The organism is Bradyrhizobium sp. AUGA SZCCT0177, assembly GCF_018130125.1.
GTDB lineage: Bacteria > Pseudomonadota > Alphaproteobacteria > Rhizobiales > Xanthobacteraceae > Bradyrhizobium.
This window is the reverse complement of sequence record NZ_JAFCMA010000009.1, coordinates 202,102-227,450: the sequence shown is the minus strand read 5'-3', so window position 1 is coordinate 227,450 and position 25,349 is coordinate 202,102. Positions and strand designations below refer to the sequence as shown.

Annotated in this window: 25 protein-coding genes and 1 pseudogene; 15 read left to right on the top strand and 11 right to left on the bottom strand. The window is 57.6% G+C overall.

Annotated elements, in window-relative coordinates:
• The first annotated feature begins 8 nt into the window (after nucleotides 1–8).
• From JQ597_RS13385 to JQ597_RS13325, 13 genes are all read left to right on the top strand, one after another.
• Nucleotides 9–1,259 (top strand): TadA family conjugal transfer-associated ATPase, encoded by a 1,251-nt coding sequence (locus tag JQ597_RS13385; RefSeq protein WP_249147827.1) that lies wholly within the window; start codon nucleotides 9–11, stop codon nucleotides 1,257–1,259.
• The gene (locus JQ597_RS13380; RefSeq protein ID WP_212264727.1) at nucleotides 1,256–2,188 is read left to right on the top strand and encodes a type II secretion system F family protein; all 933 of its coding nucleotides are present in this window, start codon (nucleotides 1,256–1,258) and stop codon (nucleotides 2,186–2,188) included. Before JQ597_RS13385 ends, JQ597_RS13380 begins: the two co-directional genes overlap by 4 nt.
• The gene (locus tag JQ597_RS13375; protein ID WP_212264726.1) at nucleotides 2,185–3,096 is read left to right on the top strand and encodes a type II secretion system F family protein; all 912 of its coding nucleotides are present in this window, start codon (nucleotides 2,185–2,187) and stop codon (nucleotides 3,094–3,096) included. The genes JQ597_RS13380 and JQ597_RS13375 overlap by 4 nt, the downstream gene beginning before the upstream one ends.
• A gap of 2 nt (nucleotides 3,097–3,098) precedes the next feature.
• Entirely contained in the window at nucleotides 3,099–3,746 is a 648-nt protein-coding gene (locus JQ597_RS13370; protein WP_212264725.1) for a methyltransferase family protein, read from the top strand.
• A gap of 110 nt (nucleotides 3,747–3,856) precedes the next feature.
• Complete coding sequence (locus JQ597_RS13365) at nucleotides 3,857–4,300, top strand: hypothetical protein (protein WP_212264724.1); 444 nt, start codon at nucleotides 3,857–3,859, stop codon at nucleotides 4,298–4,300.
• A 9-nt stretch (nucleotides 4,301–4,309) separates the two neighbouring features.
• Nucleotides 4,310–5,647 carry a pilus assembly protein TadG-related protein gene (locus JQ597_RS13360; protein WP_212264723.1) on the top strand — a complete coding sequence of 446 codons (1,338 nt, stop codon included), beginning with the start codon at nucleotides 4,310–4,312 and terminating at the stop codon, nucleotides 5,645–5,647.
• On the top strand, nucleotides 5,647–6,051 hold the full coding sequence (locus JQ597_RS13355; protein ID WP_249147789.1) for a TadE family protein: 405 nt from the start codon (nucleotides 5,647–5,649) through the stop codon (nucleotides 6,049–6,051). The genes JQ597_RS13360 and JQ597_RS13355 overlap by 1 nt, the downstream gene beginning before the upstream one ends.
• A gap of 99 nt (nucleotides 6,052–6,150) precedes the next feature.
• Nucleotides 6,151–7,194 (top strand): phosphatase PAP2 family protein, encoded by a 1,044-nt coding sequence (locus JQ597_RS13350; RefSeq protein ID WP_212264722.1) that lies wholly within the window; start codon nucleotides 6,151–6,153, stop codon nucleotides 7,192–7,194.
• Nucleotides 7,195–7,574: 380 nt separating this feature from the next.
• Complete coding sequence (locus JQ597_RS13345) at nucleotides 7,575–9,266, top strand: type II and III secretion system protein family protein (RefSeq protein ID WP_212264721.1); 1,692 nt, start codon at nucleotides 7,575–7,577, stop codon at nucleotides 9,264–9,266.
• 9 nt (nucleotides 9,267–9,275) lie between these two features.
• Nucleotides 9,276–9,674, top strand: coding sequence for a hypothetical protein (locus tag JQ597_RS13340; RefSeq protein WP_212264720.1), 399 nt, complete (start codon nucleotides 9,276–9,278; stop codon nucleotides 9,672–9,674).
• A gap of 200 nt (nucleotides 9,675–9,874) precedes the next feature.
• The gene (locus tag JQ597_RS13335) at nucleotides 9,875–10,294 is read left to right on the top strand and encodes a tetratricopeptide repeat protein (RefSeq protein WP_349628827.1); all 420 of its coding nucleotides are present in this window, start codon (nucleotides 9,875–9,877) and stop codon (nucleotides 10,292–10,294) included.
• A 101-nt stretch (nucleotides 10,295–10,395) separates the two neighbouring features.
• Nucleotides 10,396–10,956 carry a hypothetical protein gene (locus JQ597_RS13330; RefSeq protein ID WP_249147787.1) on the top strand — a complete coding sequence of 187 codons (561 nt, stop codon included), beginning with the start codon at nucleotides 10,396–10,398 and terminating at the stop codon, nucleotides 10,954–10,956.
• Nucleotides 10,957–11,326: 370 nt separating this feature from the next.
• The gene (locus JQ597_RS13325) at nucleotides 11,327–11,545 is read left to right on the top strand and encodes a Flp family type IVb pilin (protein ID WP_212264718.1); all 219 of its coding nucleotides are present in this window, start codon (nucleotides 11,327–11,329) and stop codon (nucleotides 11,543–11,545) included.
• A gap of 277 nt (nucleotides 11,546–11,822) precedes the next feature.
• Here the strand turns inward: JQ597_RS13325 and JQ597_RS13320 are convergent, their stop codons facing one another.
• The gene (locus JQ597_RS13320) at nucleotides 11,823–11,990 is read right to left on the bottom strand and encodes a hypothetical protein (protein ID WP_212264717.1); all 168 of its coding nucleotides are present in this window, start codon (nucleotides 11,988–11,990) and stop codon (nucleotides 11,823–11,825) included.
• 144 nt (nucleotides 11,991–12,134) lie between these two features.
• On the opposite strand from JQ597_RS13320, the gene JQ597_RS13315 reads away from it, so the two are divergent.
• Nucleotides 12,135–12,293: a hypothetical protein gene (locus tag JQ597_RS13315; protein WP_212264716.1), complete on the top strand. Its 159-nt coding sequence runs from the start codon at nucleotides 12,135–12,137 to the stop codon at nucleotides 12,291–12,293.
• Between the two features lie 933 nt (nucleotides 12,294–13,226).
• Nucleotides 13,227–13,430 carry a cold-shock protein gene (locus JQ597_RS13310; RefSeq protein ID WP_192740466.1) on the top strand — a complete coding sequence of 68 codons (204 nt, stop codon included), beginning with the start codon at nucleotides 13,227–13,229 and terminating at the stop codon, nucleotides 13,428–13,430.
• 943 nt (nucleotides 13,431–14,373) lie between these two features.
• On the opposite strand, the gene JQ597_RS13305 is transcribed toward JQ597_RS13310, so the two are convergent.
• From JQ597_RS13305 to JQ597_RS13265, 10 genes and pseudogenes are all read right to left on the bottom strand, one after another.
• Complete coding sequence (locus JQ597_RS13305) at nucleotides 14,374–16,341, bottom strand: coiled-coil domain-containing protein (protein ID WP_212264715.1); 1,968 nt, start codon at nucleotides 16,339–16,341, stop codon at nucleotides 14,374–14,376.
• A 905-nt stretch (nucleotides 16,342–17,246) separates the two neighbouring features.
• Nucleotides 17,247–17,446 (bottom strand): annotated as a pseudogene (locus tag JQ597_RS37620) (ERF family protein); the annotation flags it as partial.
• A 360-nt stretch (nucleotides 17,447–17,806) separates the two neighbouring features.
• Nucleotides 17,807–18,649 carry an HD domain-containing protein gene (locus JQ597_RS13300; RefSeq protein ID WP_212264714.1) on the bottom strand — a complete coding sequence of 281 codons (843 nt, stop codon included), beginning with the start codon at nucleotides 18,647–18,649 and terminating at the stop codon, nucleotides 17,807–17,809.
• A gap of 189 nt (nucleotides 18,650–18,838) precedes the next feature.
• Nucleotides 18,839–19,054 carry a dodecin family protein gene (locus JQ597_RS13295; protein WP_212037254.1) on the bottom strand — a complete coding sequence of 72 codons (216 nt, stop codon included), beginning with the start codon at nucleotides 19,052–19,054 and terminating at the stop codon, nucleotides 18,839–18,841.
• A 76-nt stretch (nucleotides 19,055–19,130) separates the two neighbouring features.
• Nucleotides 19,131–20,576 carry a WS/DGAT/MGAT family O-acyltransferase gene (locus tag JQ597_RS13290; protein ID WP_212264713.1) on the bottom strand — a complete coding sequence of 482 codons (1,446 nt, stop codon included), beginning with the start codon at nucleotides 20,574–20,576 and terminating at the stop codon, nucleotides 19,131–19,133.
• 59 nt (nucleotides 20,577–20,635) lie between these two features.
• On the bottom strand, nucleotides 20,636–21,616 hold the full coding sequence (locus JQ597_RS13285; protein ID WP_212264712.1) for an alpha/beta fold hydrolase: 981 nt from the start codon (nucleotides 21,614–21,616) through the stop codon (nucleotides 20,636–20,638).
• Nucleotides 21,606–22,301 (bottom strand): ABC transporter ATP-binding protein, encoded by a 696-nt coding sequence (locus tag JQ597_RS13280; RefSeq protein ID WP_212264711.1) that lies wholly within the window; start codon nucleotides 22,299–22,301, stop codon nucleotides 21,606–21,608. Before JQ597_RS13280 ends, JQ597_RS13285 begins: the two co-directional genes overlap by 11 nt.
• Entirely contained in the window at nucleotides 22,301–23,053 is a 753-nt protein-coding gene (locus JQ597_RS13275) for an ABC transporter ATP-binding protein (RefSeq protein WP_212037257.1), read from the bottom strand. Before JQ597_RS13275 ends, JQ597_RS13280 begins: the two co-directional genes overlap by 1 nt.
• On the bottom strand, nucleotides 23,050–24,351 hold the full coding sequence (locus JQ597_RS13270; RefSeq protein WP_212264710.1) for a branched-chain amino acid ABC transporter permease: 1,302 nt from the start codon (nucleotides 24,349–24,351) through the stop codon (nucleotides 23,050–23,052). The genes JQ597_RS13275 and JQ597_RS13270 overlap by 4 nt, the downstream gene beginning before the upstream one ends.
• Complete coding sequence (locus JQ597_RS13265) at nucleotides 24,348–25,295, bottom strand: branched-chain amino acid ABC transporter permease (protein ID WP_212264709.1); 948 nt, start codon at nucleotides 25,293–25,295, stop codon at nucleotides 24,348–24,350. Before JQ597_RS13265 ends, JQ597_RS13270 begins: the two co-directional genes overlap by 4 nt.
• Between the last annotated feature and the right edge of the window lie 54 nt (nucleotides 25,296–25,349).

The following is a 25,349-nucleotide window of genomic DNA, read 5'->3' as shown; positions in this document are numbered from 1 at the left end:
AACGGGTCATGATGCCGGCTTCGCTGCGCGAACGGGTCATTGCGCAGATCGAGCCATCGGTGGCCGCAACTGTTTCGCGCGACATTCTTCGGCAGCAGATCGAGGAAATCATCCATGGAATCGCCAATCAGGAACGGCTCGAACTGTCGGGTCGCGAGCAGTTTCAGCTAGCAGACGAGATAGCGGACGACATGACCGGCTACGGGCCGCTCCGTCCGCTCCTGCTGGATGAATCGATCAACGATATCATGGTCAACGGACCAAGTAACATTTATGTCGAGCGACGCGGCAAGCTGGAACGGATCGCGGTACGATTCCGCGACAATGATCACATCGCCTCGGTGGCGCAGAAGATTGCCGCTCAGGTTGGACGGCGCGTTGACGAATCCAGTCCGATGGTGGATTGCCGCTTGCCGGACGGCAGCCGGGTCAACATCATCTTCCCGCCGCTGGCGATCCATAGCCCCTGCATTTCCATCCGAAAATTTCCAAGTCGCCGCTTGGATATGGCCGGAATGATCAAAAACGGCTCAATGACAGCGGCCATGGGACAATTGCTGGAGATCGCCGGCCGGTGTCGGCTGAATGTTCTGGTCTCCGGCGGTACCGGCTCCGGCAAGACGACGCTGTTGAACGCCATGAGCCAGTTCATCGATCACACTGAACGCATTGTCACCATCGAGGATGCGGCAGAGTTGCAGCTTCAACAGCCGCATGTGATCAGCCTGGAGACCCGGCCTCCCAGCCTCGAAGGCACAGGGCAGGTGACGCAACGCGATCTGGTGTGGAATGCGCTGCGGATGCGTCCTGACCGGATCGTCGTAGGCGAAGTGCGCGGCGCCGAAGCGTTTGACATGCTGCAAGCGATGAACACCGGCCATGATGGTTCGATCTCCACGGTGCATGCCAACTCTGCGCGCGACGCACTGACCCGTATTGAAAACATGGTGCAGATGGGACAGCCAAATCTGCCGTTGCGGGCGATCAGGTCTCAGATCGTCGCGGCATTGGATGTCATCGTGCAAGTGGAACGCATGCGGGATGGACAACGTCGCGTTATCCAAATCAGCGAGGTGATCGGTCTTGAGGGCGATGTGATCACCACCAATGACATCGCAGCGTTCGAGTACGAAGAGGAAGATGTTCACGGGCGGATATCGGGCACCTATAGGTCCACCCACGCAGTCCCTAAGTTCAAGAGCCGTCTTGTCTATTATGGGCTTGATCGAGCTTGGGCTGAGGCTATGAGGCAGCTATGATTCCGGAGTTTTTGACGATCGTTAACCTGGTGCTCCTGATATGCGCAGCAGCCATGACGTTGTGGCTCGGCGCTCGACAAAGCCGCATGGACCGACAGATAACGACAGCTCTGCCAGCCTCAGAGTTGGCGAGCCTGCCCTCCATTCGTCGGTTAGAGGCCGGGTCCCGGTGGCAGTTTCTCCACGGCTTAGCCAATTACAAGGCTGGGATAGCTTACACCTGGCACCCCGCGTATCCGATAATTGCCGGTGTCATTGCAGCAGCGGCGATCTTTTATGCCAATAGCTATCTGAAATTTTCTACCCTCTACGTGTCTCTCGCGGCTGCTATTGTGGCCCTGATGGTGGTGCGAGGTTTGTTCGGATGGCAGCAACATCGCCTCGCCAACCAACTTTTTCGACAGCTACCTGACACGATCCAGCTGGTGACCAGTACTGTTCGATCCGGGCTGCCTGTGAACGAAGCATTTCGCACCATCGCTCGCGAGATGCCGGAACCAACAGCTGGGCAGTTCGCCATCGTATGCAGCGAAGTGACGATGGGGAGATCTCCAGAGGAAGCTGTAGAAGCTGTCTATCAGCGAACGCAAGTGACGGAGTATGGGATCTTTGCGGTGACACTTGCAGTCCAGCTGAAGTCAGGTGGCAGCTTGACCGAAACGTTGCAGACACTGGGAGATACTGTGAGGCAGCGTGTTGCGCTCGCTGCTCGCGCGAAGGCTCTGGCTGGAGAGGTGATCTTTTCCTCTCGCGCACTTTCAATCTCGCCCATTGTTGTAGGTGGGTTACTTTACCTGATCAATCCGCAAACAGTCGATCTGCTGTTCTACGATCCGACCGGAAACATACTCCTGGCTTACGCGGCAGCCTCGGTGATTATCGGAACCCTGGTGATACGCTGGATGGTCAGAAGGGAAACACAGCTATGACTTTTGGCTTCAGTTTGGTCGCCTTCGCCATAGCACTTGCGGCTGCGACCGGCGTGTTGATCATCCACGAACTGCACATCCGTGCGTTGAACGTGCGGGTGTCAAACGCCGTGATGGGCATTCCTGACCGGTCAACGGCCTTCGGAGGCATGACTGGCTGGCTTTCATCGCTCGGGACGCGGTATCGGCGCTTCTACTCTGCAGAAAATCTGGACCAACTACGAACAATCGTTCAAGCGTCAGGTTTCAATCCTCATCGAACCTTGTCGATCTGGATTGGTGTCAAGACTGTCAGCATGTTTTTGCTTCCGATCATTGGCTTGTTTGTCGCGCAGCTTTCAGGGAAGTCGCTGACCGATGGGCTGATCTTCATGCTCATTGGCGTGGTAATCGGAATTATGGGGCCGCGGTTGATACTGTCGGTGCTGAGACGGCGTTTTAACGCCGCCATCCGGCTCGGTACGCCGGATATGATCGATTTGCTAGTTGTCTGCAGCGAAGTGGGAATGGGTCTGGAGAGCGCGCTGGAACGCGTAGCGGAAGAAATGAAGCGGACTAATCCTGCGATGGCCCAGGTCTTGTACAGCCTTCTTGATGATCTCCGGATACTGCCAAACCGCAGCGACGCATTCGAGAAAATTGGATCTACGTCGGAAGGACTTCGCCGGTTCGGCGTCATGGTTAGCCAAAGCATGCAGTATGGAACGCCGTTGAGCAAGGCGCTGCGCAGTATCGCTGTCGACCTCCGGCGAGAACGTATTACCAACCTGGAAGAAAGAGCACACAAGCTGGGCGCCAAGCTGACTATCCCGATGGTGTTGTTTATGCTTCCAGCCATGTTCATCATTTTGGGCGGAAGTCCGTTTCTGCACCTCATACGTACATTTGCCAGCTTCGGGATGAAATAAGCATGAGCACGATTACCCTGTCAAAAAACTGGTCTTACGAGCGGACGATGCAGATGCTTGGCGGCATGTGGTTCATGTTGCTGGCACTGCTGGTCGCCACAAAAATCGGGACATCGCTTGACGATCCCTGGCCATCGCTGCTGTCGAGTTTTTGCCTTGGCATCTTCTACGTGCTCCTGACGGTCTTGATGTTGACCAGGCCACCGGCAAAGGCGCACGCGACCGGCCCGCTGCCTCGGATAGCTGCATTCGTCGGCAGCTATATGCCATGGACCATCACCTTCTTCGGCAAAACCGAGGAATCGTTGCCAAACTTGCTGTCCACCGCTTGCGTGCTGATCGGCATCATCATGATGCTTGTGACGATCCGACATCTGGGTAAGTCGTTCAGTTTGGTACCGCAGGCACGTAAAGTGGTGCAAACCGGTCCTTACCGATGGATCAAACACCCACTCTACCTAGCGGAAGAAATCGTGATCCTGGGTGTAGTCCTGCAATATCTGACAGTGACAACGGTGATCATACTGTTCCTGCATATCGGCGTCCAAATATGCCGAATTCTTTACGAAGAGGACCTGCTTCGGCGCAGCCTCCCTGAGTACTCCAGTTACGAAGCATCGCGCTGGAGATTGATTCCCTATGTTTGGTGAGTGGTCATGAATGGCCAACTTGTTATGGACATGCGTGTTGATCTGCATCGGCCTAACACTGACGCGGAGGGGCCAACGTGCTGCATTTATCGCCCTGTCGAGACAGGCTCGTGAACCGTAGAGTTTCTTTCATCGCGGATCAGCGCGGCGCGGCCGCGCTTGAAATGCTGGTCGTTTACTTTTTCCTGGTGATGGGCCTGCTTCTGCCGCTTGCCGACGTTGCTGCCGCGGGCTTTCGGTATGTATCCGCGTGGGAGGCGTTGCGCGCCTTCGGGCAAAAGATCCAGTACGACCCGCCAAAGGACGTTACCGATTGGGCAGCCTGGAAGTCGGCACTGCCCACTTCGGTTTCGGGTTATCCCATCGAAAATCTCCAGGTCGTTTGCAGCGACAGCATGGCTGCCTGCTCCGCAGGCAACTTTGCTCCGCCCAAGCACTATACATACTCGACGACCGTCACCATGGCGCCCATCCTGTTAAGGTCGGTGATCTGTCAGAGTGGTAACGCCAATCCTTGTTCGTTCACACTGTCTTACGGTGAACGGTTTCAATAGGAGTGTTCCATGCGTAGCTTGCTTCGCTCTCGTCGTGGTTCCGCCGCCTTCGCAACCGTTATCGCCCTGGTGCCGCTGATAGGAGTGGTCGCACTCGGGGGCGAGGCGGGATCGTGGTACGTTACCAGGCAACACGCGCAGAATGCCGCCGATGCGGCAGCTTATTCGGGCGCCGTGCAACAGTTGTGCTTATCGGGCTCATCGTGCGCGGTTTCACAAACATGGGACTATCGCGCCAAGCAATCCGCGGCACACAACGCGTTCTGCAACGCGGGCACCTCCTATCCTGGCTCCAAGTGTGTCACCAGCCCGGCAGGAGTCTCGCATTCCGTCCAGGTCGCTTCGCTCGGTTCATGGAAGGGGATAGCCGGAACGTACATTCAGGCCACTGTGAGCCAGCAACAACCAGCATACCTGGCGAGAGTGCTTGGTTTGTCCACGGTCAACATAGCCGCGACAGCCGTTGCCAAAGTACAGATTATAGAGAAGCCGCCATGCGTCCTGGCATTGACCGGCTCTGTCAGTTTCCAGGGCAGCCCGAACATCAATGCGCCCAATTGCGGCATGGCCTCGAACAGTATGGCCAATGATGCAATCAACTTCACCGGCGGTGGGATGAGCATGAATCTTGGCTCGCTAACAAGTGTCGGCGGCTGCACGGGCGCCGCATCGTTCTGCAACACCGCGCTAACCTATATGCCGGCGCCGATCCCCAATCCTTTCTCCGCGCTTGATGCGGTGACGATACCGACGCTCGCGAAGTGTTCAGGTAGCGCTCTGACCGCTTACAGTGCCGCGACCCCTTGCAGGAACGATAAGTTTAAATTGACCGGTAATGCTAGTGGCTCCCCCCCACCGTTGACAGGTGGGGTCTACTTCATCTCTGACACATTCACCCTGAGTGGCGGCGTGTCGATCTCCGGCACGGCACTGTTCATCCTGTTGCCCGGCGCGAGTTTGAAGGTGACTGGCAATAGTTCTCTCAATCTCACTGGCAACCCGTCGGTCGCAGCCTCGCAGCTTCCCTCCGCACTTCAGTCCGACGCCATCCGCAGCCTATTCGCCCATATGGCGCTCTACAAGATCACTGATCCTGATACGAGCAAGAACGGCCCGAACGACGTACAACTTGGCGGAACTTCCGGTATCGAATTGAAGGGGATCATGTACTTGCCGAGCGCGAATGTGACGTTCCAGGGCAATCCGACGCTCGACGTGACCGGCGGAAAGTGTGGCGAGTTGATCTCCAAGTCAGTCGCGTTCAACGGCAATGCGACCTTCGACACCACAGGGTGCCCATCGCAAACGAAGTTGGTTAGCAGCCAGTATGTCCAGTTGGTGCAATAATGAGAAAGCTCGATCAGCGCGGCATCGGAGCGATGGAATTCTGCCTTGTCGCCGCGCCGCTTTTCATATTGATGTTCGCCATCTTCGATCTGGGGCGTTACGCAATCACCATGCAGTCATTGCGGACGCTCGCGAATGCTGGTGCTCGGACATGGATGATCAACGACTGCTACGTCCATAGCGTAATGAAAAAAACTTCGCCAACCTGTGCCGGTGACCCCCTGCCATCCCTTGCGGAGAAGAAAGCCGTTGCCCCAATGATAGGCGGTCTCTCGCCGACACTGAACACGACTACGGGAGGCAGCGCACTTACTGTTACGGCATCTGTGACTTTCAACATGCTGATGCCGATATGGGGCACAACATTGAACAGCCCGAGCGCGACCACCACAATTCCTTTCTAGCACATCCCAGGCATCTGGCCGATGAACACTCGACGAGCCCACCGCGATGGCGATCGCGTTCACGATGATGCCAGATGTGAAACCACGACAAATGCCACCATGACAGCATCATTGCCGCAGGCCGTGATGCCGGCCCAATATTTGGGCCCGGTCGCGATCTTCCAGTGGCCCCTGGCTTGGGCATTGATTGGCCTTCTGCTTGCCGTTGATTTTGTGTGGGCCTCACAGGTTGGGATGAAAATCAGTGGCAGCGAAATCAGGGTCGGCCTGATCGGTGCCCTGCTTGCGCTTTCCGCGGCATGCCATCACCGCCATCGCGCTAGAGCGAACATGCTGGAGGCGGTTGCCTGGTTGTTCACTTTCGCCGCCACGGCTTCCGTGCTGACTTACCTCGCTGCCAGTTGCGCGTTCCCTCTGCAAGACGTGGTGATGGAGCGGTGGGACCTGGCGATTGGCTTCGACTGGTCGGCTTTGCACACCGCGTTGCTCGACTGGCCGACCCTGAACCGTCTGCTGCTGGTGGTCTATAACACCCTCTTTGCGCAGTTCCTTCTTGCGGTCATCTACTTTTCGAAAAGGGACAGATCCGCACGTATCGAAGAGCTGATGCTGCTGATGTGCGCGACGGTGGCGCCGACGGCACTGATCTCGGCGATTTGGCCAACGCTGGGCCCATTTGCCGTGCATGGCGTTGGCGACGTTACCTATCTGCGAGATCTGCTGACGCTGCGTGCAAGCGGGCCGTGGCAGTTCGAGTCGTTGGCGATGCAAGGCATTGTAGCAATGCCCTCGTTTCATACCGTTCTTGCCGTGCTGTTCACATATGCCTTTCGCGGTACCGGCCTGCTCGGATATGGGATCGCAGCGCTGAACGCGGCGATGCTGTTTTCGATCCCGCCGATTGGCGGGCATTATCTGGTCGACGTGCTCGCCGGCGCGGCGCTGGCGCTCGGGGCGATCGCGGCCCAACGAGCGACCCGGTATGCAGTGAGCCGGATTCGGTTCGGCCTTTGGCGCGAGACGTTGGTCGGCAGGGTCCTCGATTTGGCCCGCGGTTCCGTTTTCAAGCCTGCGCGAATTTCGGCGCCAGCGCTCGCCGTAAAATCGCGGCGCCTGCATGACGCGCGAGATGGTGGAGCCTAGCGCTACGTCCCACTCTCACTGAGAATAAGGTCGGCACCAGCAAGCGATCGAGTATTGGCCACGGTCAATCTTCCGCATTGCACAAAAGGTGGTGCTCGCTCGCAACATTGGGAAATATTCGCTGATGTTGCAGCAACCTAATGAGGGTCTCTCCTTGCAATCGAGGAGCATGACTGATGATGATCTTGAAGCCGTATTTGCGGCCAGCGGGAGACCGGGAAGTGCCCTCTCTAGGGGCAGAGCGCGCCAAGAACACGAAGTAACGATTTATAGTGGGACACATTGTAAGCTTTGCGACGTGGTGCGCGAAGGAGAGTTGTTAGGACGCTGAGGCCGTAAATTTACGGGGACAGAAGTGGTTCGCGGCGAGGGGAAATCGAATGAAGGGCGGTCGCGTTTCAGCTAGGGCAGGAGGGAGGCTTCTGGCTTCGAGCATGATAGCTCTTGGCGCTGCGCTTTCCTTGTTTGATTCCGTTGAGCGCGCGGGCGCGGCAGATCGGCGAGGCTCCTCCGGCGGCGGCGTCTTCGTCAGCGAAATGAATGATGTCCAGCGGGTCAAGGTGACCCTCAACAAGTCACGCACCTTCAGGGTCGATGCGCCTTTTTCGACGATTGTCGCGGGGTCGCCTGACATTGTCGACGTGAAGTCGCTGAGCGATCAGCTGATCTACATCCAGGGCAAGCAGACCGGCACTACCAACGTCATCCTGTTCGACAGTTCTATGAAGCAGATCGGCATCCTCGATGTCGAGGTCGCGATCGATACCGGCAATCTGCAGCAGAACATCCAGTCCAGTACCGGCACGCGCGGCATTCGCGTCTCCTCCGGGGAGGGCCAGGTGGTGTTGAGCGGAACAGCAGCGGACGCGGTCGCCGCCGAGCGAGCGATGGCCATTGCCACCGGCATGGTCGCGAAGGGCGGCACCGTCGTCAACGCCATGAGCGTGGCGGGGCCGCAGCAGGTGATGCTGGAAGTCCGATTCCTCGAGGTTAACAGAGCCGCCGGCCGTGACCTGGGTGTCAACCTCTTTGCCGCCAATGCAAACGGCACGAACGTGGGTAACACGGGTCTTGGTGGCCTGAATGGGCGCCCCGGGCGCGTACCCATCGGCGGTAATACCATAAACAGCACACAACGCGTGACCGTTACCGGGACCAATCCATCGGACAACGCCACGACCGTGACGAGTACTAATAATGTCGGTGCCTCTCCGACTGGCAGCCTTCCGCTGCTTGGTACGGTTGCCACACTGGCAAGCGGCGCGGCGCCGTATGGCGCATTGCTCACAAGCATTCTCAGACTCAACAACGGCATGTCGATCGACAGTCTGGTGACAGCGTTGGAGACCAAGGGTGTACTGCGCCGCCTGGCCGAGCCGAATCTGATGGCGCTGTCGGGAGACGCGGCGCGCTTCCTGGCCGGCGGTGAGTTTCCGGTGCCGGTGGCTTCTACGGTGGGGGCTTCTGGCTTCCCTACGGTCTCTATCGAGTTCAAGAAGTTCGGCGTCGAATTGGCGTTCGTTCCTACCGTTCTGTCGCGCGGCGTCATCAACCTTCGGGTTGAACCCTCGGTCAGCGAGCTTGATTTCCAGAACGCGGTCCAGATCGGGGGCACGATCATTCCCGCATTGTCGCGGCGTGATGCGCGAACCACGGTTGAGTTGCGCGACGGCCAGAGCTTCGCCATCGCCGGCCTGCTGCAGACCCGCAATCGGCAGGACGTCTCGCAAGTGCCCTGGATCGGCTCGGTGCCTGTGCTCGGGACGCTATTCCGCTCTTCGTCCTACCAGCAGGAGGAAACCGATCTGGTGATCATCGTCACGCCGCGCCTGGCCGCGCCGGCGGTGCCCGGACAGGCGCTGGCATCGCCGCTCGACTCCCGTCTGCCGGCCAACGACGTCGATTTCTTCCTCAACGGCCAGATGGAAGTGCGGAAGCGCTATAACGATTATGTCAATTCCGGCGGCGAGGTGAAGGGACCGTACGGCCACATCATCGCCCCCGAGCTCACAGTGCGTGCTCCGGCGCCGGTTCCCGTTTCTGGTCAACCAGCGATCAAAACCCTGAACTGAGGACGAACTATGCGCATCAGATTGCTGGCCATATTCGCTCCGCTCCTGCTGGGGGGCTGCTATGGATTGGCGGGGCACGACGAGGTGGATCGCTACTTCCAGCGTTCCGACACCATCACCATGAGCGCCGGCGATGCCAAACAGGTCAACGCCGTCACCCACACAATCCATCCATGGCCGCGATACGTTGGTGATCGCAGGATCGCGACCGACGCTCGGCGCGTGGGAGCCGCCGTGACACGCTATGGCAACACGAAACAGCCGGTCGATCAGCTTCCCGACATCAGCGAATCGGGCAAGCAGATGGGCGTGCGGACTACCCCAACCCAGAATATTAACATTGATGGATTGGGGGCTGGATCGTCTGCTGGCGTATCGGTGCCGGTCGGTGGTGCAGGGGGCAGGTAACTGTTTTCTATAGCTAAGTGCAGCGATGATATTTCGAACAGTGCACCGGTTCACTGGACCGGGGCGGGGGACCAAGGGTTATGCGTCGTCTCATTCTAATGCTGACCTGTTGCTGGTTGGCGACCGGCCTTGCGGCGTGTGACACCACAACGAGAGACGCGGCTATCGTCGCTCCCGTGAATCCGGCGGGCGCTGACCCCGTGCAGGAACCGACCGACGTCAAATATTACCCTTCCGACGAGCCCGTCCGGCTTGGGCTGGAGCATTTCAACCGCGGCAATTACGGGATCGCCCAGCGCTATTTCAAGGATGCGGTCGAGAAGTCGCCGAAGGACCTGACGGCATGGATGGGGCTCGCGGCGAGCTATGACCGGATACGCCGTTTTGATCTTGCCGATCAGGCTTATGCGCAAGCGATCCGGCTCGGCGGCGAAACTATTCAGGTCCTGAATGACCAGGGATATTCATACATGCTGCGCGGCAATCTGAATGCGGCGCGGCGAAAGTTTGAGAGGGCTTATTCGCTCGATCCGACCAACCCGGTGGTCATCAATAACCTTGAGCTGCTCAATGGCAGCCGGCGGTTCATCGAGAGGCCGCCGAACAACCAGCCAGGGTAGAATAGTCGGCCGTAGTTCATTGATTTTGTTGATAGTTTTTGACCAGAGGTGCCGGGGAACTTTTAAGACAAGCTAAACGTTTTTGGCGTATGACTTGTCGGATGAACCGTCTTTTCAAGCTGCAATTTCTCGGGCCGTTTGCGCTTTTTACCGCCACGCTTTGCGCCGAATTGGCCGCGCGGGCCCTTCAATATGCCCCCAGCTCTGAACTTCTCTGGTTCATCAATCTCAGGGTGTTCGGCATCTTTCAGCGCAGCTACTCAGCGTTGAGCTATCTCGTTCCGATTGACGGGTTTCAGTTTTTCGGGGTTGCGCTTCCGATCTTCGCGCTTGCCTGCATTGGGCTCGCAGCCAGGTCCAGGCTCCCTTTCACGGTCGCAACGCATGCGAGCGTAGTCTATGCCGGCCTTTTGGTCTTCTCCTGGCAGGTTGGCGTACCCACCCTCACGCAGGCATCGCTTGGAACCCTGGCGGTCCCGTCGGGCGTTGGCCTGTATGTGATGGCGACCATTTTAGGGACTTGCCTCCTGTCCTTTGCGGTCACGCACCTGCTCTATTTCTTCGCCGTCGGAAGGGAAATTCGAGCTCTGGTAAGGGCGTTGTCCAGAATCGTTCGCAGATTCGAACATGCATCCAGCCGTGCCGCGAGTTTGCAGCCGTGACATGCTGGACAGACGCAAGGACGGTTTGCCAGATCGAAACGGACTTGGGTCTTGGGTAATCGGCATGAGACCGGATGAACAAGCAAGGTCTCTTGACCGGCGAAACCAAGGTGAACCGCGGATCACACTTGCGACAGCTCAAGCAGCGCGGTTGGTCGAGGTCGACAAGGCTTTTCTGCGAGCATCCGCCGCAACACTCACGCCCATTGTCGCGGACGAGGGGGTGATTTGCTCGTCTAGTCATGGTAGAATTAGCCAATGATTAGCAGGGCAGCCCTCTGGCCCAAATGTAATTACCCCATTGGCAGGTTTCTCTGACAAGGCTCGTTGCGATGTTTCACATTTCATTTTGAAGGGAGAATTTGCTCCTATGTTGAACCATTATGTTCAGAAGACCGCCGAAGCCTTGAAGCGTGTGCGCGCGGACAAGGACGGCGTGGTGTCGTTCGAGTACGTGTTGGTCGCGGCTTGTATCATCGCCGCGGTGGGTGCTGCGTTCGGTTCTGTTGGTGGTGGTACTATTACGACGATGCTAACGACCGGACTAACCGCTGTCCTCACCGCTTTCACTACGTTTGTCGCTGGATAATCTGTCAATCAGCGCGCAAATTTTGACCCCTGATCGGCGTCCAAAATTAGCTCTGGCACACTTTTGATCAGCTTGAAGCAAATCGAGTTGCCGCGGCCGTACATTTGCCGTCTGACGAGCTTTGAAGCGGGTGATCTGACCCTCGGGTCTGTCCGTTGGACAGGGCAATATGATTGACGCGCGGACCGCCGCTTTCATCATTCGTTACGCCGCGGGCGAATGAGGCGACAAGACTGGCGCGCGCGCTCGATCGAACTTCAATTCCTGCGCCGCCTGCTCACCCCTTAATGAACGCCAGCACGGCTTGTTGCTGTTTGTCGGAGGTTTTCACCCGGCTGAGGGTGGTTACGGGAGGAATGCCGTCCAACCTAGTGTTGCTAGTGATGATGCCGCCGAAGGCGCCTTCGAGTTCCGCGTCGTTCAACAAAGCTACCTCATTGCTCATCGTCCCGCTCCACGTGTGGCGACTTGTGCGCCGTTGATCTGGAGCGAGTATGCCCGGACAGCCATCCGCGAATATGTGACCTTCAGCACAGATGACGCAGGACCGCCCAGGGCATGTTCGGACAACCAATTTATGGAGGGCGTCATGATCGAATCCGAAAGCCAGATCATCTCTGACGACGAGCTCGACATCGTTGTCGGAGGACGCAAAGCCGGCGAGGCACAGAAGAATTTTTCGACTGTTTCACCTCCGCCAACGCCAATTCAAACTATTATTGGATGGATAATCGCTGTCTTTAAATGAACAACGCTCGGTAAGAGGGCCTTTCGCGGCGCGCTATCGTTAGGACAGGCGCAGCGCAGCTCGGTAATGATTCCGCGTGCGACGGCTGTGCACAAAACCTCTGCTATGCTGTTTTTCGCTTCCCGAATAATTGGAATCGGTGCGCAGTTCGAACGTCCCCAGCTTTCGTCGGTTTCCATCGGTGTTCGGACGAGAGTGAAAGCAGCGGTGGGGTAATTTTCCCAAACCCATTGGTCCTCGGCTGTTATCGTCAGCCAGCCGAACTTAAACATGTATCGGCCTGGATGTGTAACGCGCCCAATCTGCCCCAGTCAGCTTCTTAATATCCGTCATTCGTCATCGTTCCGTACACAGTTCTCAACCATCTGGAGAAGGGGTTAGTTCCGAGCCCCTACATTGGAGACGACGTCGTTGCGGTTCTTGCTGAGGTTGCTGGATATGCCTAATACTGCCGCCATGGATTGGTCGGCGCGGGAACAATCTTTTTGGGTTGCTCCCGCACTGTTGGAAAGCGAATGCCAAGCTTGGCTGCCTGCACTCTAATATTGTTTTTTGGTTCAGCGCTGCTGAACCTCGCGCTGCGGTAGCGCCGTCGGCGGCGAATTTTTTCAGTCGCTCCTTCTTCCTCCGTCCAAGGCTTGATCTTAGGCTTCAAAATCGCACCTGACTACGCTTCATGCCTTTGCTATCCTTATCCTGGGATTCACGTTGGCGGGCGCCAAGCTGTAACTTTACTCGGCTCTAACCAGTCGCGATTCTATGACTGGCAGCGCAGAGAGCCCGTATGCGAGCGACAACCCGGCGGCTGCTCGGTATCACCGGGCGAGATGATGCATAAGGAAACCCGCCGGGGGCAATTACCGGCGGGGTTTTATTGCCGCAAACCGGCGGCCGACCTGGCTGGCAGCATTGCTCTGCAATGGGAGAACGGACGTGGCGACAGGTACTGTGAAGTGGTTCAACGCGACCAAAGGTTTTGGTTTTATTCAGCCGGACGGCGGTGGCAATGACGTATTCGTGCACATCTCGGCTGTGGAGAGGGCCGGGCTCAGCAATCTGAACGAAGGCACCAAGGTAAGTTATGAAGTGAAGGAAAACCGGGGAAAAATGTCGGCGGAGAATCTCAGGGTCGGCTGACGGCGTCGCAATCCTTGCGAGTTTAGTCATCCTGCTGAGCGGCCGACGGGTGAGGAGCTACCGCCGGGCCTGCGCGGGGCAGATACGCGCCCAACAACGCGGCTACAAATCCAACGCGCCTGTTTCATTAGGCCTCGGTCGGTTCGACATAGGGGCGAAGCGAAAATGAACTCGCGATTACCATCAAAACTAGTGGATCAGTTTGATTGGCAGCCTCCGATGCCTAGGAATCGGCGGGTTCCGGGCGCATATTGATTAGATGCCGCTCGGCACTAAGACCACGGTAGTCTTTGCCTGCCCCAAATGCAGTCGGGTTTACTGCGCCATGCAAGAGCGGCGTTCGCCCAGCCGATTTGGGATTTTCAAATGCTGGAATTGCAGTGCTGAGATTTACCGATGGTCCAGCTATTACGATTATTTGGACTGGCGTCAGGTTGAACCAAACCACCCGTCGGGAGATGCAATCTCGCCAAGTCGATCATAGACATCGCGACGGGGGAGAAGCCTGACCGTGAGCCAAGAGGAGCACATGCGGGCGCTCAATGCGATCCGTGAGCGCGTGCTGCGAGATGCTGGGGTTGAGGCGGCGCAGAAGAACTAGTTGGGGCAATGAGGCCGGGGAACAAATCGAATGCCGTTTTCCCCATCCCACATTAAACAAGCATCAACGAGAGGCAGCTCTATTGTCGCGCCGAGAACGGTTTGGGAACTCGTTTTACCACGGAACTATCCTTGGAATCCGGCAATCTGTTTTTCTCTTATGGGGACTGCAGCGGTCGCGGCGGCGAAGGTGCGCTATATGTTACGATGATAGCGTCTTTCCAGTACCCGTGACCAAGAGGTGTGATCTCTACGCGAAGCCAATAGTTGTCGCCAGACCGGATTGACTGGATAACTTTGCCTTTGGGGTTTTCTGGATGCCCAAGCGCCATCCTTACACTTATTAACGCAATGCGTCGGCTCGACTCTTGGCCGCCTGAATCCCGCCGGCATCAGCCTTCTCGTATAGTTCGCGCGCCTTCGTCGCATCGCCGCGCGTCCCGTATGTTTTCCATGTCGAAAGAACGAGGGGATCATAGGTCTCCGCGAGCATGAAGCTCGCCTGTGCGCTCCCCGTCTCTGCAGCGCGCTCGAGCACGATCCGCGCGGCACCAATATTTCCCTGGGTGAGCAGCTCGCTAGCGCGGGCGAGCAACCTGATAGCTTCCGGATTGCCTGGCGGCTCTGCGGCCGTCGGCCGCTCGGCCGCTGCCGCGGTCGCGGCTGGTTTCACCCCGGTGATCTGGCCGTTTGACGCACGCCCGACCGGAGTTTGCGTCTCGGGCTGTATCATTCCACGAATCTGTGCCGTCGCCTCGGGCCGGTCGCGCTCCTGCGCTTTGCTCACCAGCGCCCGCTGGGTCTCGACGTCCCGCTTCGCCTTGATCAGCTCACTCGTCACCGCCTGGGCCCTGTCGCGCTCTTTCTGTAGCGACTGTCGTAGCTCCGCGGCCGCACTCTCGGCGGCCTTCTTCACTTGCTGCGCCTCATCGCCCGCCTTGCTCGACAGCGCCAGCTGCGTCTCGATGTCCCGCCGCGCTTTGGCCAGTTCGCCATTCAGTGCCTCGGTCCTGTCGCGCTCCTTCTGTAGCGACTGGCGCAGCTCGGCCGTCGCCTTCTCGGCGGCATTCTTCTGCGCAGCGTCGTCGCCTGCTTTTTTTGACAGCGCCAGCTGGGTCTCGATTTCTCGCTTCGCCTTCGCCAGTTCGCTGGTGAGCGCCTCAGCCCTGTCGCGCTCCTTCTGGAGTGACTGCCGGAACTCTGCAGTCGCACTCTCGGCGGCCTTCTTCACCTGCAGCGCCTCATCGCCCGCCTTGCTCGACAGCGCTAGCTGGGTCTCGAGGTCCCGCTTCGCCTTTGCCAGCTCGCCATTCGATGCCTCGGCCCTGTCGTGCTCTATTTTCAGGGACTGTCGCAGTTCTGCGGTCGCCTTCTCCGCTGCCTGATTGCGCTGCGCCGTCTCGTCGCGTGCCTTGCTCGGCAACGCCAGCTGCGTTGCAATGTCACGTCGTGCCTTTGCCAGCTCGCCGGCCAGTGCCTCGGCCCTGTCGCGTTCCTGCTGCAGAGATTGTCGCAGCTCCGCCGTCGCGGCTTCCACGGTCGGACTGGGCTGCGTCGCCACTTCTTTTGCGGGAACGTCGGCCCGGCGCAGCTCTTTCTCCAAAGGCCGCTCAGTTTCTGCACCTTGCTTGACCTGCGCAGTATCCCCCGGCGCCTGTGAGCTCGGCCGGTCGACTTGCTGGCGTAGAGCAGGATCCTGCGCCAATGAATTGGCTTTTTGCGAGTCCTGGACTGGGAGAGGGGTGTTTTGCTCGGCGACCTCAACGCCGCCTGTGCCAATCCTGACGTTTTTCAGTTCGTCACTGTATCGCGACACATAGCCGGCGAGCTCATCGTGGAAATACCAGCCGACGAGCATCGCGCCGGCCATGACTGCGGCGATCGAGGAGACGGTAAACCAGCGGGACGTGGCCCGTCCTTGCTCGGATTTGGCCTGCGCGGTCTGCGCCCCGGCCCGGACGACATCGACAGGGTCCGCATTCGCAACAAGACGAGCTAATTCCGTCGCCCTCGCGCGTGCAGCCAGGCCCGAGGGGAAACTAAAGGAGCGTGGCTCTTGCGACGCCGGAGGGGGCGGCGGTTTGGCTAGCGTCGGCGGAATAAATTCGTCTCGCCAAAGAAATTCATCGCCTTCCTCGGGAAGATGCCTCGTTTGCCAATGCGTCGGCGTGATCTCACTTGGCTTGCCATTCTCCCTTACCCACCCACGTGCCTCAGCCGACCACTGAGCAAACTCGAAGCTTCCGCTTCCGTCATCTTCAAGAATGACGAACGTCCCATCCCTTGGAGCGGTGTCGATTGTACGGCGCATGTAAAAAGACGCCTATTCACGGATTTTACTATTTCTAAGAAAAAACTTAGCGAATACAGGGACTTTACCCCACCCCATCAACGGCCTCAAGAAGTCATTTAGTGCTGTTCTGGAGGTCGGAACTCGGTCCCAGCGGGCTAAGCCGCATAGGCTGGAAATCAAACCCTAAGGAATTAGGACACCTGACTCAAAGACAGCAATTGTTACCGGATTCGCGCGGAGCGTTGGGCCAGGGCACGATTGGGAGCCAAGTTGAAAGCTCCGAAGAAATCCTGTTGGTTGGCGCGCTTTGCTCGTCGTTGTGGAATGCGACGGATTTGCCGCGGGGGGCGTGACGTCTGTTCGACGTGCTGTCGCGCTAACGCCAGTTCATTTTCCAGGCTCGCCACTTTTTCAAGCGATTGCCGCAGTTCGGTCGTGGCAGTCTCAGCCCTCTGCTTCAATCGGGCTGTCTTTCTTCGGCTTCCGCAATAACCTGGCGCGCTTTGGACAACTCGGTTTCAAGATCATCTGCGCCTCGATCATTCTTCGGGTTCTGTATCGGCGCTTGACCCACCGTGACTTGCGTGGCCGTTGCAGGTTCGCTTCCGGCATCAGCTTTGACGAGCCGAAGGGAAGGATCGGATGCCACCGTGCAAGCGGTTTCGATAGCTTTGCGAGCAGCGGCATAGGTAGCTGCCGAACCGCTGCTCTGGTACCAGTCTGGCAACCTATTCCAAAGATCAGTGCAACATGCCCGCGACGGCGATCATGCCGACCCTGACGTCATCGCACCACGTCTTGCTGGCGAACTACAATTGCCAGCGCGAATTGGCGCTATACCAACGTTGGGATCAGGCAGGAGATCGATCTGGTTACCGCCCGTATCAACGATCGCTTTGGTGGCCCTGCTGCCACAAGTACTGATCTTCATCGTCGGCGATCCCGACGAGGGTGAAGCGGCCGAAGCGCCGGGCATAGGTGAGGGCGGAGCCCATCCGGTGCGGCGCCGCGGACAGACCGGCCAGTCTGAGGCCACCCATTCGCCGGAAGCATGGAGAAGGGTGGTGGTGAGCTTGATCAGACCGGTCTCCGGCTCAATCGCCGTGGCCTGGACGGTCGCGAGGAGGCCTCCGTGAGTTTTCCGGTAACAGTTTTGAAGGTATTAGCGGGCCATCCCGCCGGGCGCTTATCGGTCGATGATCTCAAGCGGGCGGTGGCAATCCTCATTTGCAGCGGGGAGAATTGGACTAATCGGAACCGTGAACCGGCGGGCTGTCTGTACCTTGGTGTCCGGATAGAGGTGGACCAAGCGGAACTTCTCGGCTGCCTCCAGTACCTGCCGCGCTGAGGCCGCCTTTTTGCGTCGCAACGAATGCGTGCCAATCAACTCCCGGATCGAGCGGAGTAACGGCAGTATTTGGCTCCAGTAAATCATCGCGGAAGCGAAACACTGGGTGACGCGTGATCACTTTTAACCGATTCCTCAACGCTGAGGTCCCATCAGGCGGTGGGCACGCTCGGCACACAGGATGTGATGATGGAGGTTGGCTATCCACTGACGGCCGGAAACCGTCATATTTAAGTATTTGATACCGTCGTCGAGGTGCATTGAGACATTGTTCCAAAAGAAGGCTGGATACTTATCGATAAGATCGGCTGGCGACGAATACCCGAGTTGTCGATTCATGCCGATCTCTGCAAACTCAGAATAAAGGGCATTTGCTTTGCGCGAGTACATGGGGTCGCCGAGTTGTCCTATGAGATCCGCAGCCTGCACTAATCTCGGCTCCATATCATCTGCGGAGGTTCGCTTCGGCCGAGGTGGAAAACGGGTACACTCGATTGCTTCCGCGACGCGTGTGGCATCAATGGTCGGAGATTTTCCGAGGCGTTCAAAAGCAAACAGCTTCGAGCGATCGACATGGTAAGGTGTCAGGGCTGCATCTGAAGCGCCGCGAGGAAGCTTAACTTTTTCTCCGCTCCGATCCACAACAAATTCCGTCTCAGTATCGCCACTCAGCGCGCCGCGCATATAACCGATGTCATGCAATAGGCATGCTACGATGAGATGATTGTAGTCCGCAGGCTCAATTCGTTGGCAGAGCGTTAAGCCGTGTAAAATGTCGCGCCCGACCATCGTGACTAACAATGTATGTTCAAAATTATGATAGGGAGCATCGCTCCTTCCGAGGAATTCAATCGTACTCCGCGCCAAAGAGCCAAGACGCTCTGCCTGATCATCATGTGCCGGCCCAAAAATGCGCCGAAAATCCTTGGCCAGAAACTTACCAAGCTTGTTGGCAGCCAATGCTGTGATCGTCTTCACCGACATTCTCCAGGATCGAACTGATGCTATCCCTTTCTCGCCATGCTCGGCGCCCCTGAATTTGAGCCGTCGTAGTGAGAAGAACTCTTTTCCGCTCGCTCATTATCGTTCTGCGCGGGAATCCAGCAGCATCCACGGCAAGCCAACAACCTGACGTGCCAACGATTGACCGTAACGATGTCGTCAGAGCTACTGGTTGTCCTCGAATTTGAACGACACCTTGACCTTGGCACGGTACGCTTCAATCTTGCCATCAGTGATCTGCATGTCGAGTTCGACTACCTCGGCTACCCGGAGATCTCGCAAGCTTTTCGAAGCACGCTCAACTGCACCGCGCGCGGCTTCTTCCCAAGACTCGGTGCTTGTACCTACCAATTCGATAACCTTATAAATGCTGCTGGCCATGGCTTTACCCTCCTGTGATTTGATACAATTTGCTCGAGCCGTTCTTCGTCCGCTGGCGCAAATATTTCCCCCGGACCTATGCGCTCTTGGCTTCCCTGATCTCGATCTTTCGTGCCTTTGCTTGCTCTGGTCCGCCCGCCGCCCTTCTCAGGCGATCGAATTCATCGATTAAAAACTCCACCAGTTTCTCGATATCAGGAACAGCGGCTCGGCAGGCGATCAGTCCGAAATCCAGATTATCCTGATAGCTCTGCACGGTGATGTTCAGGACGCTGCCGTTCGATGGAATCGAGACCGGAAAATAATTCAGCATCCTTGCGCCGGCGCAGTACAGCGGCTCCTTTGGTCCGGGCACGTTTGAAATCAGGACGTTCACGATTGCTGGCAGTTGCTCGGCAAGTTTAGCTTGCCCCATCAAGCGCGCCATCCCGGTGATAATGATCGGTGCTCCCAGCCACGTCAGGTCAGCCGGAATGACATCACGAATATCCTCCAGCCGCTTCTTGGAGTCGGTGGATGAGGCAACGATGGCTTCCAGACGACGGATCGGATCGGCAATGTCCGTGGCCAGGTTGCAAAGCATCGCCGTGACCTGGTTATTCATATCGGCGTTGCCCGCTTTTCGCAGCGAAACCGGCACCGCCGCGATCAGCGGGCCATCGGGAAGCCCCTTCCGTAGCTCTAGATAGCGCCGTAATGCACCGGCACTGATCGTCATCACAACGTCGTTTATCTTCGACTTTGTGAGCTTTGCCACGGCCTTTGCGTCGCGAAGGGAGAGGGTGCAGGTTCCGAACGACCTCTGGCTTGAAAGTGACACATTGAAAAGCGTTTTCGGTGCAAGCGGAAGCATTCGAGGAGGATTAGCTAGGTCCTGCGTAGCGCGCTGTCCCACTTTTGCGATCGCCTTGGCGAGATCGGGCCAGGATTCATAGAAGGCGCGCTGTTGATTGAAAAACTTGGCGTAGGAGTCGCTGATCAGTTCGAAGATCTCAGGTGCTCTGCTGTCCTTGGCTGGCGGCGATGGAAGCGGCGCGCGTTCCGGTTCGGGCGAGGGGCTGAAGATGATCGGAAGCGCAGCCATCCCTGCGCCACCGTCGATACCGGCGTGGTGCATCTTGATGTATACGGCGAAGCCGCCAGCCTCGAGACCCTCAATTACATAATACTGCCATAACGGTCGGGCGCGATCGAGCAGGATCATGTGCAGCCGCGCCACCAGTGTCTCGAGCTGCTCTTGCGTTCCGGGTTTTGGCAACGAGGTGTGGCGAAAGTGATAATCAAGGTCAAGATTGTCGTCGTGCACCCAGACTGGATGATCGAGCTGAATCGGCGCCAACGCCAGCTTGCGCTCAAAGAAAGGAACAAGATGGAGCCGGCTCTTGAGATGGTCGCGGAACATCGCGAAGATATCGGTATCTGCCGGAGCGGGCCCGAAGATTGCCAGTCCGGCAACGTGCATGGGAGATTCCGGTGTTTCTCCGTAAAGGAAGCTGGCATCGAGTGCTGACAACCTGTCCATGGCTTTCTCCATCCGATTCGAGAAGATGCCGGAACGCGTGCCGGCGGCCTGCGCTGAAGCTATCTGCTCTGTTCCATGATCTTCCCTCGCTTCGAGTTTTGGTCGGCCTTCTTGCAGTGCGCGGCGATTGCCTCGACCAGAACGGGAATGAGACCGGCGGCAATATCGTGGCCCATCCCGGGGATAACCATGAGGCTTGATCCCGGAACCGACGCGGCGGTATGTCTGCCGGCTTCGAGGGGTACCAGCGGATCGTCAGCGCCGTGAAGTACCAGCGTTGGAACGGAAAGCCTCTTGAGCATCTCGACACGCGAGCCGTTTGCCAAGATCGCGGCAAACTGGCGGCCGATTCCCACGGGATAGTAAGACCGATCGAAGGCGGCGCCGACCTTGGCTCGCAGCTCCTCGTCCAGCGTCGGATAGCCTGGGCTACCGATCACTTTATAGATTTTGACGCCGTGCTGAATCGCAAGCTCGCGGTCGCTGCTATCCGGACGGGCCTGCATGATCGCAGCCATCGCTTCGGGTTTCGCCTGTGGCAGACCGGGGTCGCCACTCGACGACATAATGGAAACCAGACTTCGTACGCGAGTGGGATATTTGGCCGCGACGATCTGCGCAATCATGCCTCCCATGGACGCTCCGACCACGTGAGCATTCTCGATTGCCAAGCGATCCATCAGCCCGACGGTATCTGCGGCCATATCGGTCAGGTCATAAGGTGGATTTAGTTTTTCCCCAGCTATCAACCGTTGCAGGACCGCGCCGGGGTCGATCGATGGCGCAGAATCAAACTTGGTCGACAGCCCGACATCTCGATTGTCAAAGCGAATAACGCGGAAGCCCCGAGCGGCAAGGTCGTCACAGAATGCCTCCGGCCAGGCAATCATTTGCGTGGCAAGGCCCATAACGAGGACGACGGCCGGATCGCTCCGATTGCCTCGATCGTCGTATGCGATCTCAATTCCATTGGCTGAAGTGACCGGCATCGATAATCCACTCAACTTGCGGGCATCGAAAATGCCCGGTTCAAACCTCAAGCCATTCCCTCCGAACCGCGTCGTTGCTCGTCAAGTTCGCGGGTGTGCCCTCAAACACAATGCGACCATGGCCCATGACGTACACGCGGTGCGATATACGCATGGCGATGGAGAGTTTCTGTTCGACCAGCAGGATTGCCACACCACGACGCGCGATTTCCGCAATCAGGTCGCCGACCTGATGAACAATGAGGGGCGCCAGCCCTTCAGTGGGCTCGTCGATCATGATCAGTTCGGGATCGCCCATCAACGTACGACACATTGTGAGCATCTGCTTCTCACCGCCAGACATGACGCCAGCGTCCGTATCCGCACGCGCGGCGAGGTTCGGAAACATGTCCAGCATGTCGTTGAGCCGCCATTTGCCAGGCTTGCGCGGGTCTTTGATCCCGAGCATCAGGTTTTGACGCACAGTAAGCCCAGGAAAAATATCGCGATGCTCTGGAACATATCCGAGGCCGAGTTGGGCGATTTGAAAACTCGGCTTGCCCGCGATGTCAGCTCCCTTGAATCGGATGGTGCCCTGTGGCGGCACTTCTCCCATGATCGCTTTGACCGTCGTCGAACGTCCTACACCGTTCCGGCCCAATAGGCTTACGACTTCACCAGCATCGATCCGCAGATCAACGCCCTGGAGAATATGGCTCTTGCCATAATAGGCGTGCAGGTCCTTGACCTCGAGCATCAAGCTGCCTCCTCGCCGAGATAGGCTTCCTTGACTTTGGGATTCGAGCGAATCTGGTCCGGCGTTCCGGTCGCAATAATGTGGCCGTAGACCAGCACCGAGATTCGGTCGGCGAGGCCGAACACGACGCTCATGTCGTGCTCGACGATCACCAATGTTCGTCCTTCGGTGAGTCGACGAATCAGCGAAACCGCCCGCTCTGTTTCCGCATGGCTCATGCCTGCGGTAGGCTCGTCGAGAAGGATGACGTCGGCGCCGCCCGCAACGGTAATGCCGATTTCCAGCGCGCGCTGTTCGGCATATGTTAGCAGCCCCGCCGGCACGTCGCGGCGTGCAGCGAGGCCGATATCAGAGAGAACTTGCGCCGTTCGGTCGCGGACCTCTTTTAAATTGTCGATGTTCTTCCAGAATGAGTAATGATGGCCGTCGGTCCAGAGGACTGCGCAACGCAGATTTTCCCATACACTCATGTTTGCGAACACGTTTGTAACCTGAAAGCTGCGCGAGAGCCCGCGACGATTAATCTGGTAGGGCGGCAAACCGTTAATCACCTCTCCCCGAAGCGCCACCGTTCCCGACGTCGGTCTGATATAGCCGCTGATGAGATTAAACGTTGTTGATTTTCCCGCACCATTGGGGCCAATGAGCGCGTGTCGTTCGCCCTGTGACACGCTTAAGTTCAGGTCGCGGATGATCGATATGTTGCCGAAGCTTTTTTGAACGTCCTTCACCTCTATGGCGGGCGCGGTCATGCGTGGTATCCCCTTTCATGGGCTGCCGAGAGCGCCTCGCCCCAAGCCTGTGCAAGCCGCCGCCAGGTCAGTCGCGCCGCGAAAGATCCGGCGACAATCAGGAACAGAGCAATGATCCACGTGATCGGGCTCGAGGCGTTGAAGTTCACGCCGAAGGCTTTGATGTTTGGGTCATCGCCCGCATGCACGGTGTGATGCACGATCGATTCTGTCGCAAGAACGAGACCTACCACCAATGCAAGTGTTGGAACGAGCGCTATCAAATAGGACGGCAACACCTTGCCCAATGTGCCGCTCTTAAGCAGCGGCCGGTGCATCATCAGAAGCCCTGTGAGGCCTCCGGGCGCAAACGTTACGACCGCTATGAAAAACAGTCCGAAGTAAAGCTGCCAGACCGATGTCAGATCGCTCAAGCTCAGCGATAGCACGGTAACGAATATGGCTCCGACAATAGGTCCAATAAAATAGCCAATGCCGCCGATATACGTCGAGAACAACACAGTGCCGGACTGCAAGGCGCCGAGATAGGCCGAGTTGGCGATTTCAAAATTAATCGCGGCTAGAGCGCCGGCAATGCCGGCAAAGAAGCCGGCAAAGCAGAAGGCCAGATAACGAACGACGTGGGGGTCGTAGCCAACGAACTGAACACGTTCTGGATTATCCCGCACCGCATTGCACATGCGGCCAAGCGGGGTGCGCGTCAGCGCATACATGGCGATGACCGCCAGCAATGTCCATGCAGCGATCAGATAGTAGATCTGAATTTGAGGCCCGAAATTCCAGTCGAAAACCCGAAACAATTTGGTGCGGTTCGCTGAGATACCAGCTTCTCCTCCGAAGAACGTCCGCAGGATCAGAGCCGACGAGGCGATCAGTTCGGCGATGCCAAGCGAAATCATTGCGAATGCCGTTCCGCTGCGCTGGGTCGAGACCCATCCAAGCAGCGCAGCGAAGAATAGTCCGGTGAGGCCACCGATAATAGGAACCAAGGGCAACGGGATCGGCAGTTTGTTGGCGCTGATAATATTGATGACGTGAATCACCAGAAAGCCGCCTAAGCCGTAATAGACCGCGTGGCCGAACGAAAGCAATCCGGTCTGGCCGAGCAGAATGTTGTAGGATAGAGAGAAGATGATCGAGATTCCAATCAAGCTGAAGGTGGTCAGCGCGCCCCCCGAGCCGAAAATTTTCGGCAAAGCCAGCAGTATCAGTCCTGTGACAAGCCAGATCCCATAGAATCTCAGCTTTTCGCTCAATGCGGGGTAGGGCGGCGCTACACTTGAAGTCAATTCGCTCATGTTTCACGCGTCCCCAGCAGACCCATTGGACGAAAGATCAGAATGAGTACCAGCAACATGTAGGGCATGATCGGTGCGATCTGGGCGATCGTCACGCTCCAGATGTCGGCCAGCCAGGACTGCGCGTAGGTCGGACTCAGCGGACCAAACGCGCCCTCGAGAGAGCCATTCATTGAGACCGCGAAGGTTTGGACGAGGCCGATCAGCAACGACCCAATGAAGGCGCCCGGCAGCGAACCGAGCCCACCGACGACAACGACCACGAACAGGATGGGTCCGAGCAGTGCAGCCATGTTCGACTGCGTCACCAGCGCGGGGCCTGCGATCACGCCGGCGACGGCGGCGAGGGCTGTACCGACACCGAACACCAGCATGAAGATGCGTCCGACATTGTGGCCGAGATGGCCAACCATATGCGGATGGGTGAGCGCTGCCTGAACGATCAAACCGACACGAGACTTCTTGAGAACCAGTAGCAGGCCAACGAAGATCGCGATCGACACCAGTAGCATAAACATCTTGTAGGCGGGGTAATTGGTGGAGAAGATTGTGAAGGCGGGAAAATCCAGAACAGACGGAATGCGGAAATCGACGGGACTCTTGCCCCAGATAATCTGTACGAGCTCCTCGATCACGAACGCCAGGCCGAACGTGAACAGGAGTTCTGCGACATGACCGTTCCTGTGAACCTGTCGCAGACCAAATCGCTCCACCGCTGCACCAAGTCCCCCTGCCAGCAAGGGAGCGACGAGTAGCGCGGGCCAGAAGCCAAACCAGCGGCTAAGCTGGAAGCCGAAAAACGCGCCCAGCATGTAGAAGCTTGCATGCGCGAAATTGAGAACACCGAGCATGCTGAAGATGACGGTCAAGCCGCTTGCCATTAAAAACAGCAGCATTCCAAACAGAACGCCGTTCAGCGTCGATATGACGATAAGTTCGAGCACGCTCCACCCCCGAGAGATGAGCCGACCTCGCTCCGGCGAACGCTGGAGCGCAGG

What these genes read in the sequence shown, in the direction of transcription:
- JQ597_RS13325 (WP_212264718.1), top strand. Translation starts at nt 11,327, where the DNA reads ATGTTGAACCATTATGTTCAGAAGACCGCCGAAGCCTTGAAGCGTGTG.
- JQ597_RS13270 (WP_212264710.1), bottom strand. Translation starts at nt 24,351, where the DNA reads ATGAGCGAATTGACTTCAAGTGTAGCGCCGCCCTACCCCGCATTGAGC.
- JQ597_RS13290 (WP_212264713.1), bottom strand. Translation starts at nt 20,576, where the DNA reads ATGGACAGGTTGTCAGCACTCGATGCCAGCTTCCTTTACGGAGAAACA.
- JQ597_RS13350 (WP_212264722.1), top strand. Translation starts at nt 6,151, where the DNA reads ATGACAGCATCATTGCCGCAGGCCGTGATGCCGGCCCAATATTTGGGC.
- JQ597_RS13315 (WP_212264716.1), top strand. Translation starts at nt 12,135, where the DNA reads ATGATCGAATCCGAAAGCCAGATCATCTCTGACGACGAGCTCGACATC.
- JQ597_RS13375 (WP_212264726.1), top strand. Translation starts at nt 2,185, where the DNA reads ATGACTTTTGGCTTCAGTTTGGTCGCCTTCGCCATAGCACTTGCGGCT.
- JQ597_RS13385 (WP_249147827.1), top strand. Translation starts at nt 9, where the DNA reads ATGATGCCGGCTTCGCTGCGCGAACGGGTCATTGCGCAGATCGAGCCA.
- JQ597_RS13305 (WP_212264715.1), bottom strand. Translation starts at nt 16,341, where the DNA reads ATGCGCCGTACAATCGACACCGCTCCAAGGGATGGGACGTTCGTCATT.
- JQ597_RS13355 (WP_249147789.1), top strand. Translation starts at nt 5,647, where the DNA reads ATGAGAAAGCTCGATCAGCGCGGCATCGGAGCGATGGAATTCTGCCTT.
- JQ597_RS13295 (WP_212037254.1), bottom strand. Translation starts at nt 19,054, where the DNA reads ATGGCCAGCAGCATTTATAAGGTTATCGAATTGGTAGGTACAAGCACC.
- JQ597_RS13330 (WP_249147787.1), top strand. Translation starts at nt 10,396, where the DNA reads ATGAACCGTCTTTTCAAGCTGCAATTTCTCGGGCCGTTTGCGCTTTTT.
- JQ597_RS13340 (WP_212264720.1), top strand. Translation starts at nt 9,276, where the DNA reads ATGCGCATCAGATTGCTGGCCATATTCGCTCCGCTCCTGCTGGGGGGC.
- JQ597_RS13345 (WP_212264721.1), top strand. Translation starts at nt 7,575, where the DNA reads ATGAAGGGCGGTCGCGTTTCAGCTAGGGCAGGAGGGAGGCTTCTGGCT.
- JQ597_RS13280 (WP_212264711.1), bottom strand. Translation starts at nt 22,301, where the DNA reads ATGCTCGAGGTCAAGGACCTGCACGCCTATTATGGCAAGAGCCATATT.
- JQ597_RS13370 (WP_212264725.1), top strand. Translation starts at nt 3,099, where the DNA reads ATGAGCACGATTACCCTGTCAAAAAACTGGTCTTACGAGCGGACGATG.
- JQ597_RS13360 (WP_212264723.1), top strand. Translation starts at nt 4,310, where the DNA reads ATGCGTAGCTTGCTTCGCTCTCGTCGTGGTTCCGCCGCCTTCGCAACC.
- JQ597_RS13275 (WP_212037257.1), bottom strand. Translation starts at nt 23,053, where the DNA reads ATGACCGCGCCCGCCATAGAGGTGAAGGACGTTCAAAAAAGCTTCGGC.
- JQ597_RS13380 (WP_212264727.1), top strand. Translation starts at nt 1,256, where the DNA reads ATGATTCCGGAGTTTTTGACGATCGTTAACCTGGTGCTCCTGATATGC.
- JQ597_RS13320 (WP_212264717.1), bottom strand. Translation starts at nt 11,990, where the DNA reads ATGAGCAATGAGGTAGCTTTGTTGAACGACGCGGAACTCGAAGGCGCC.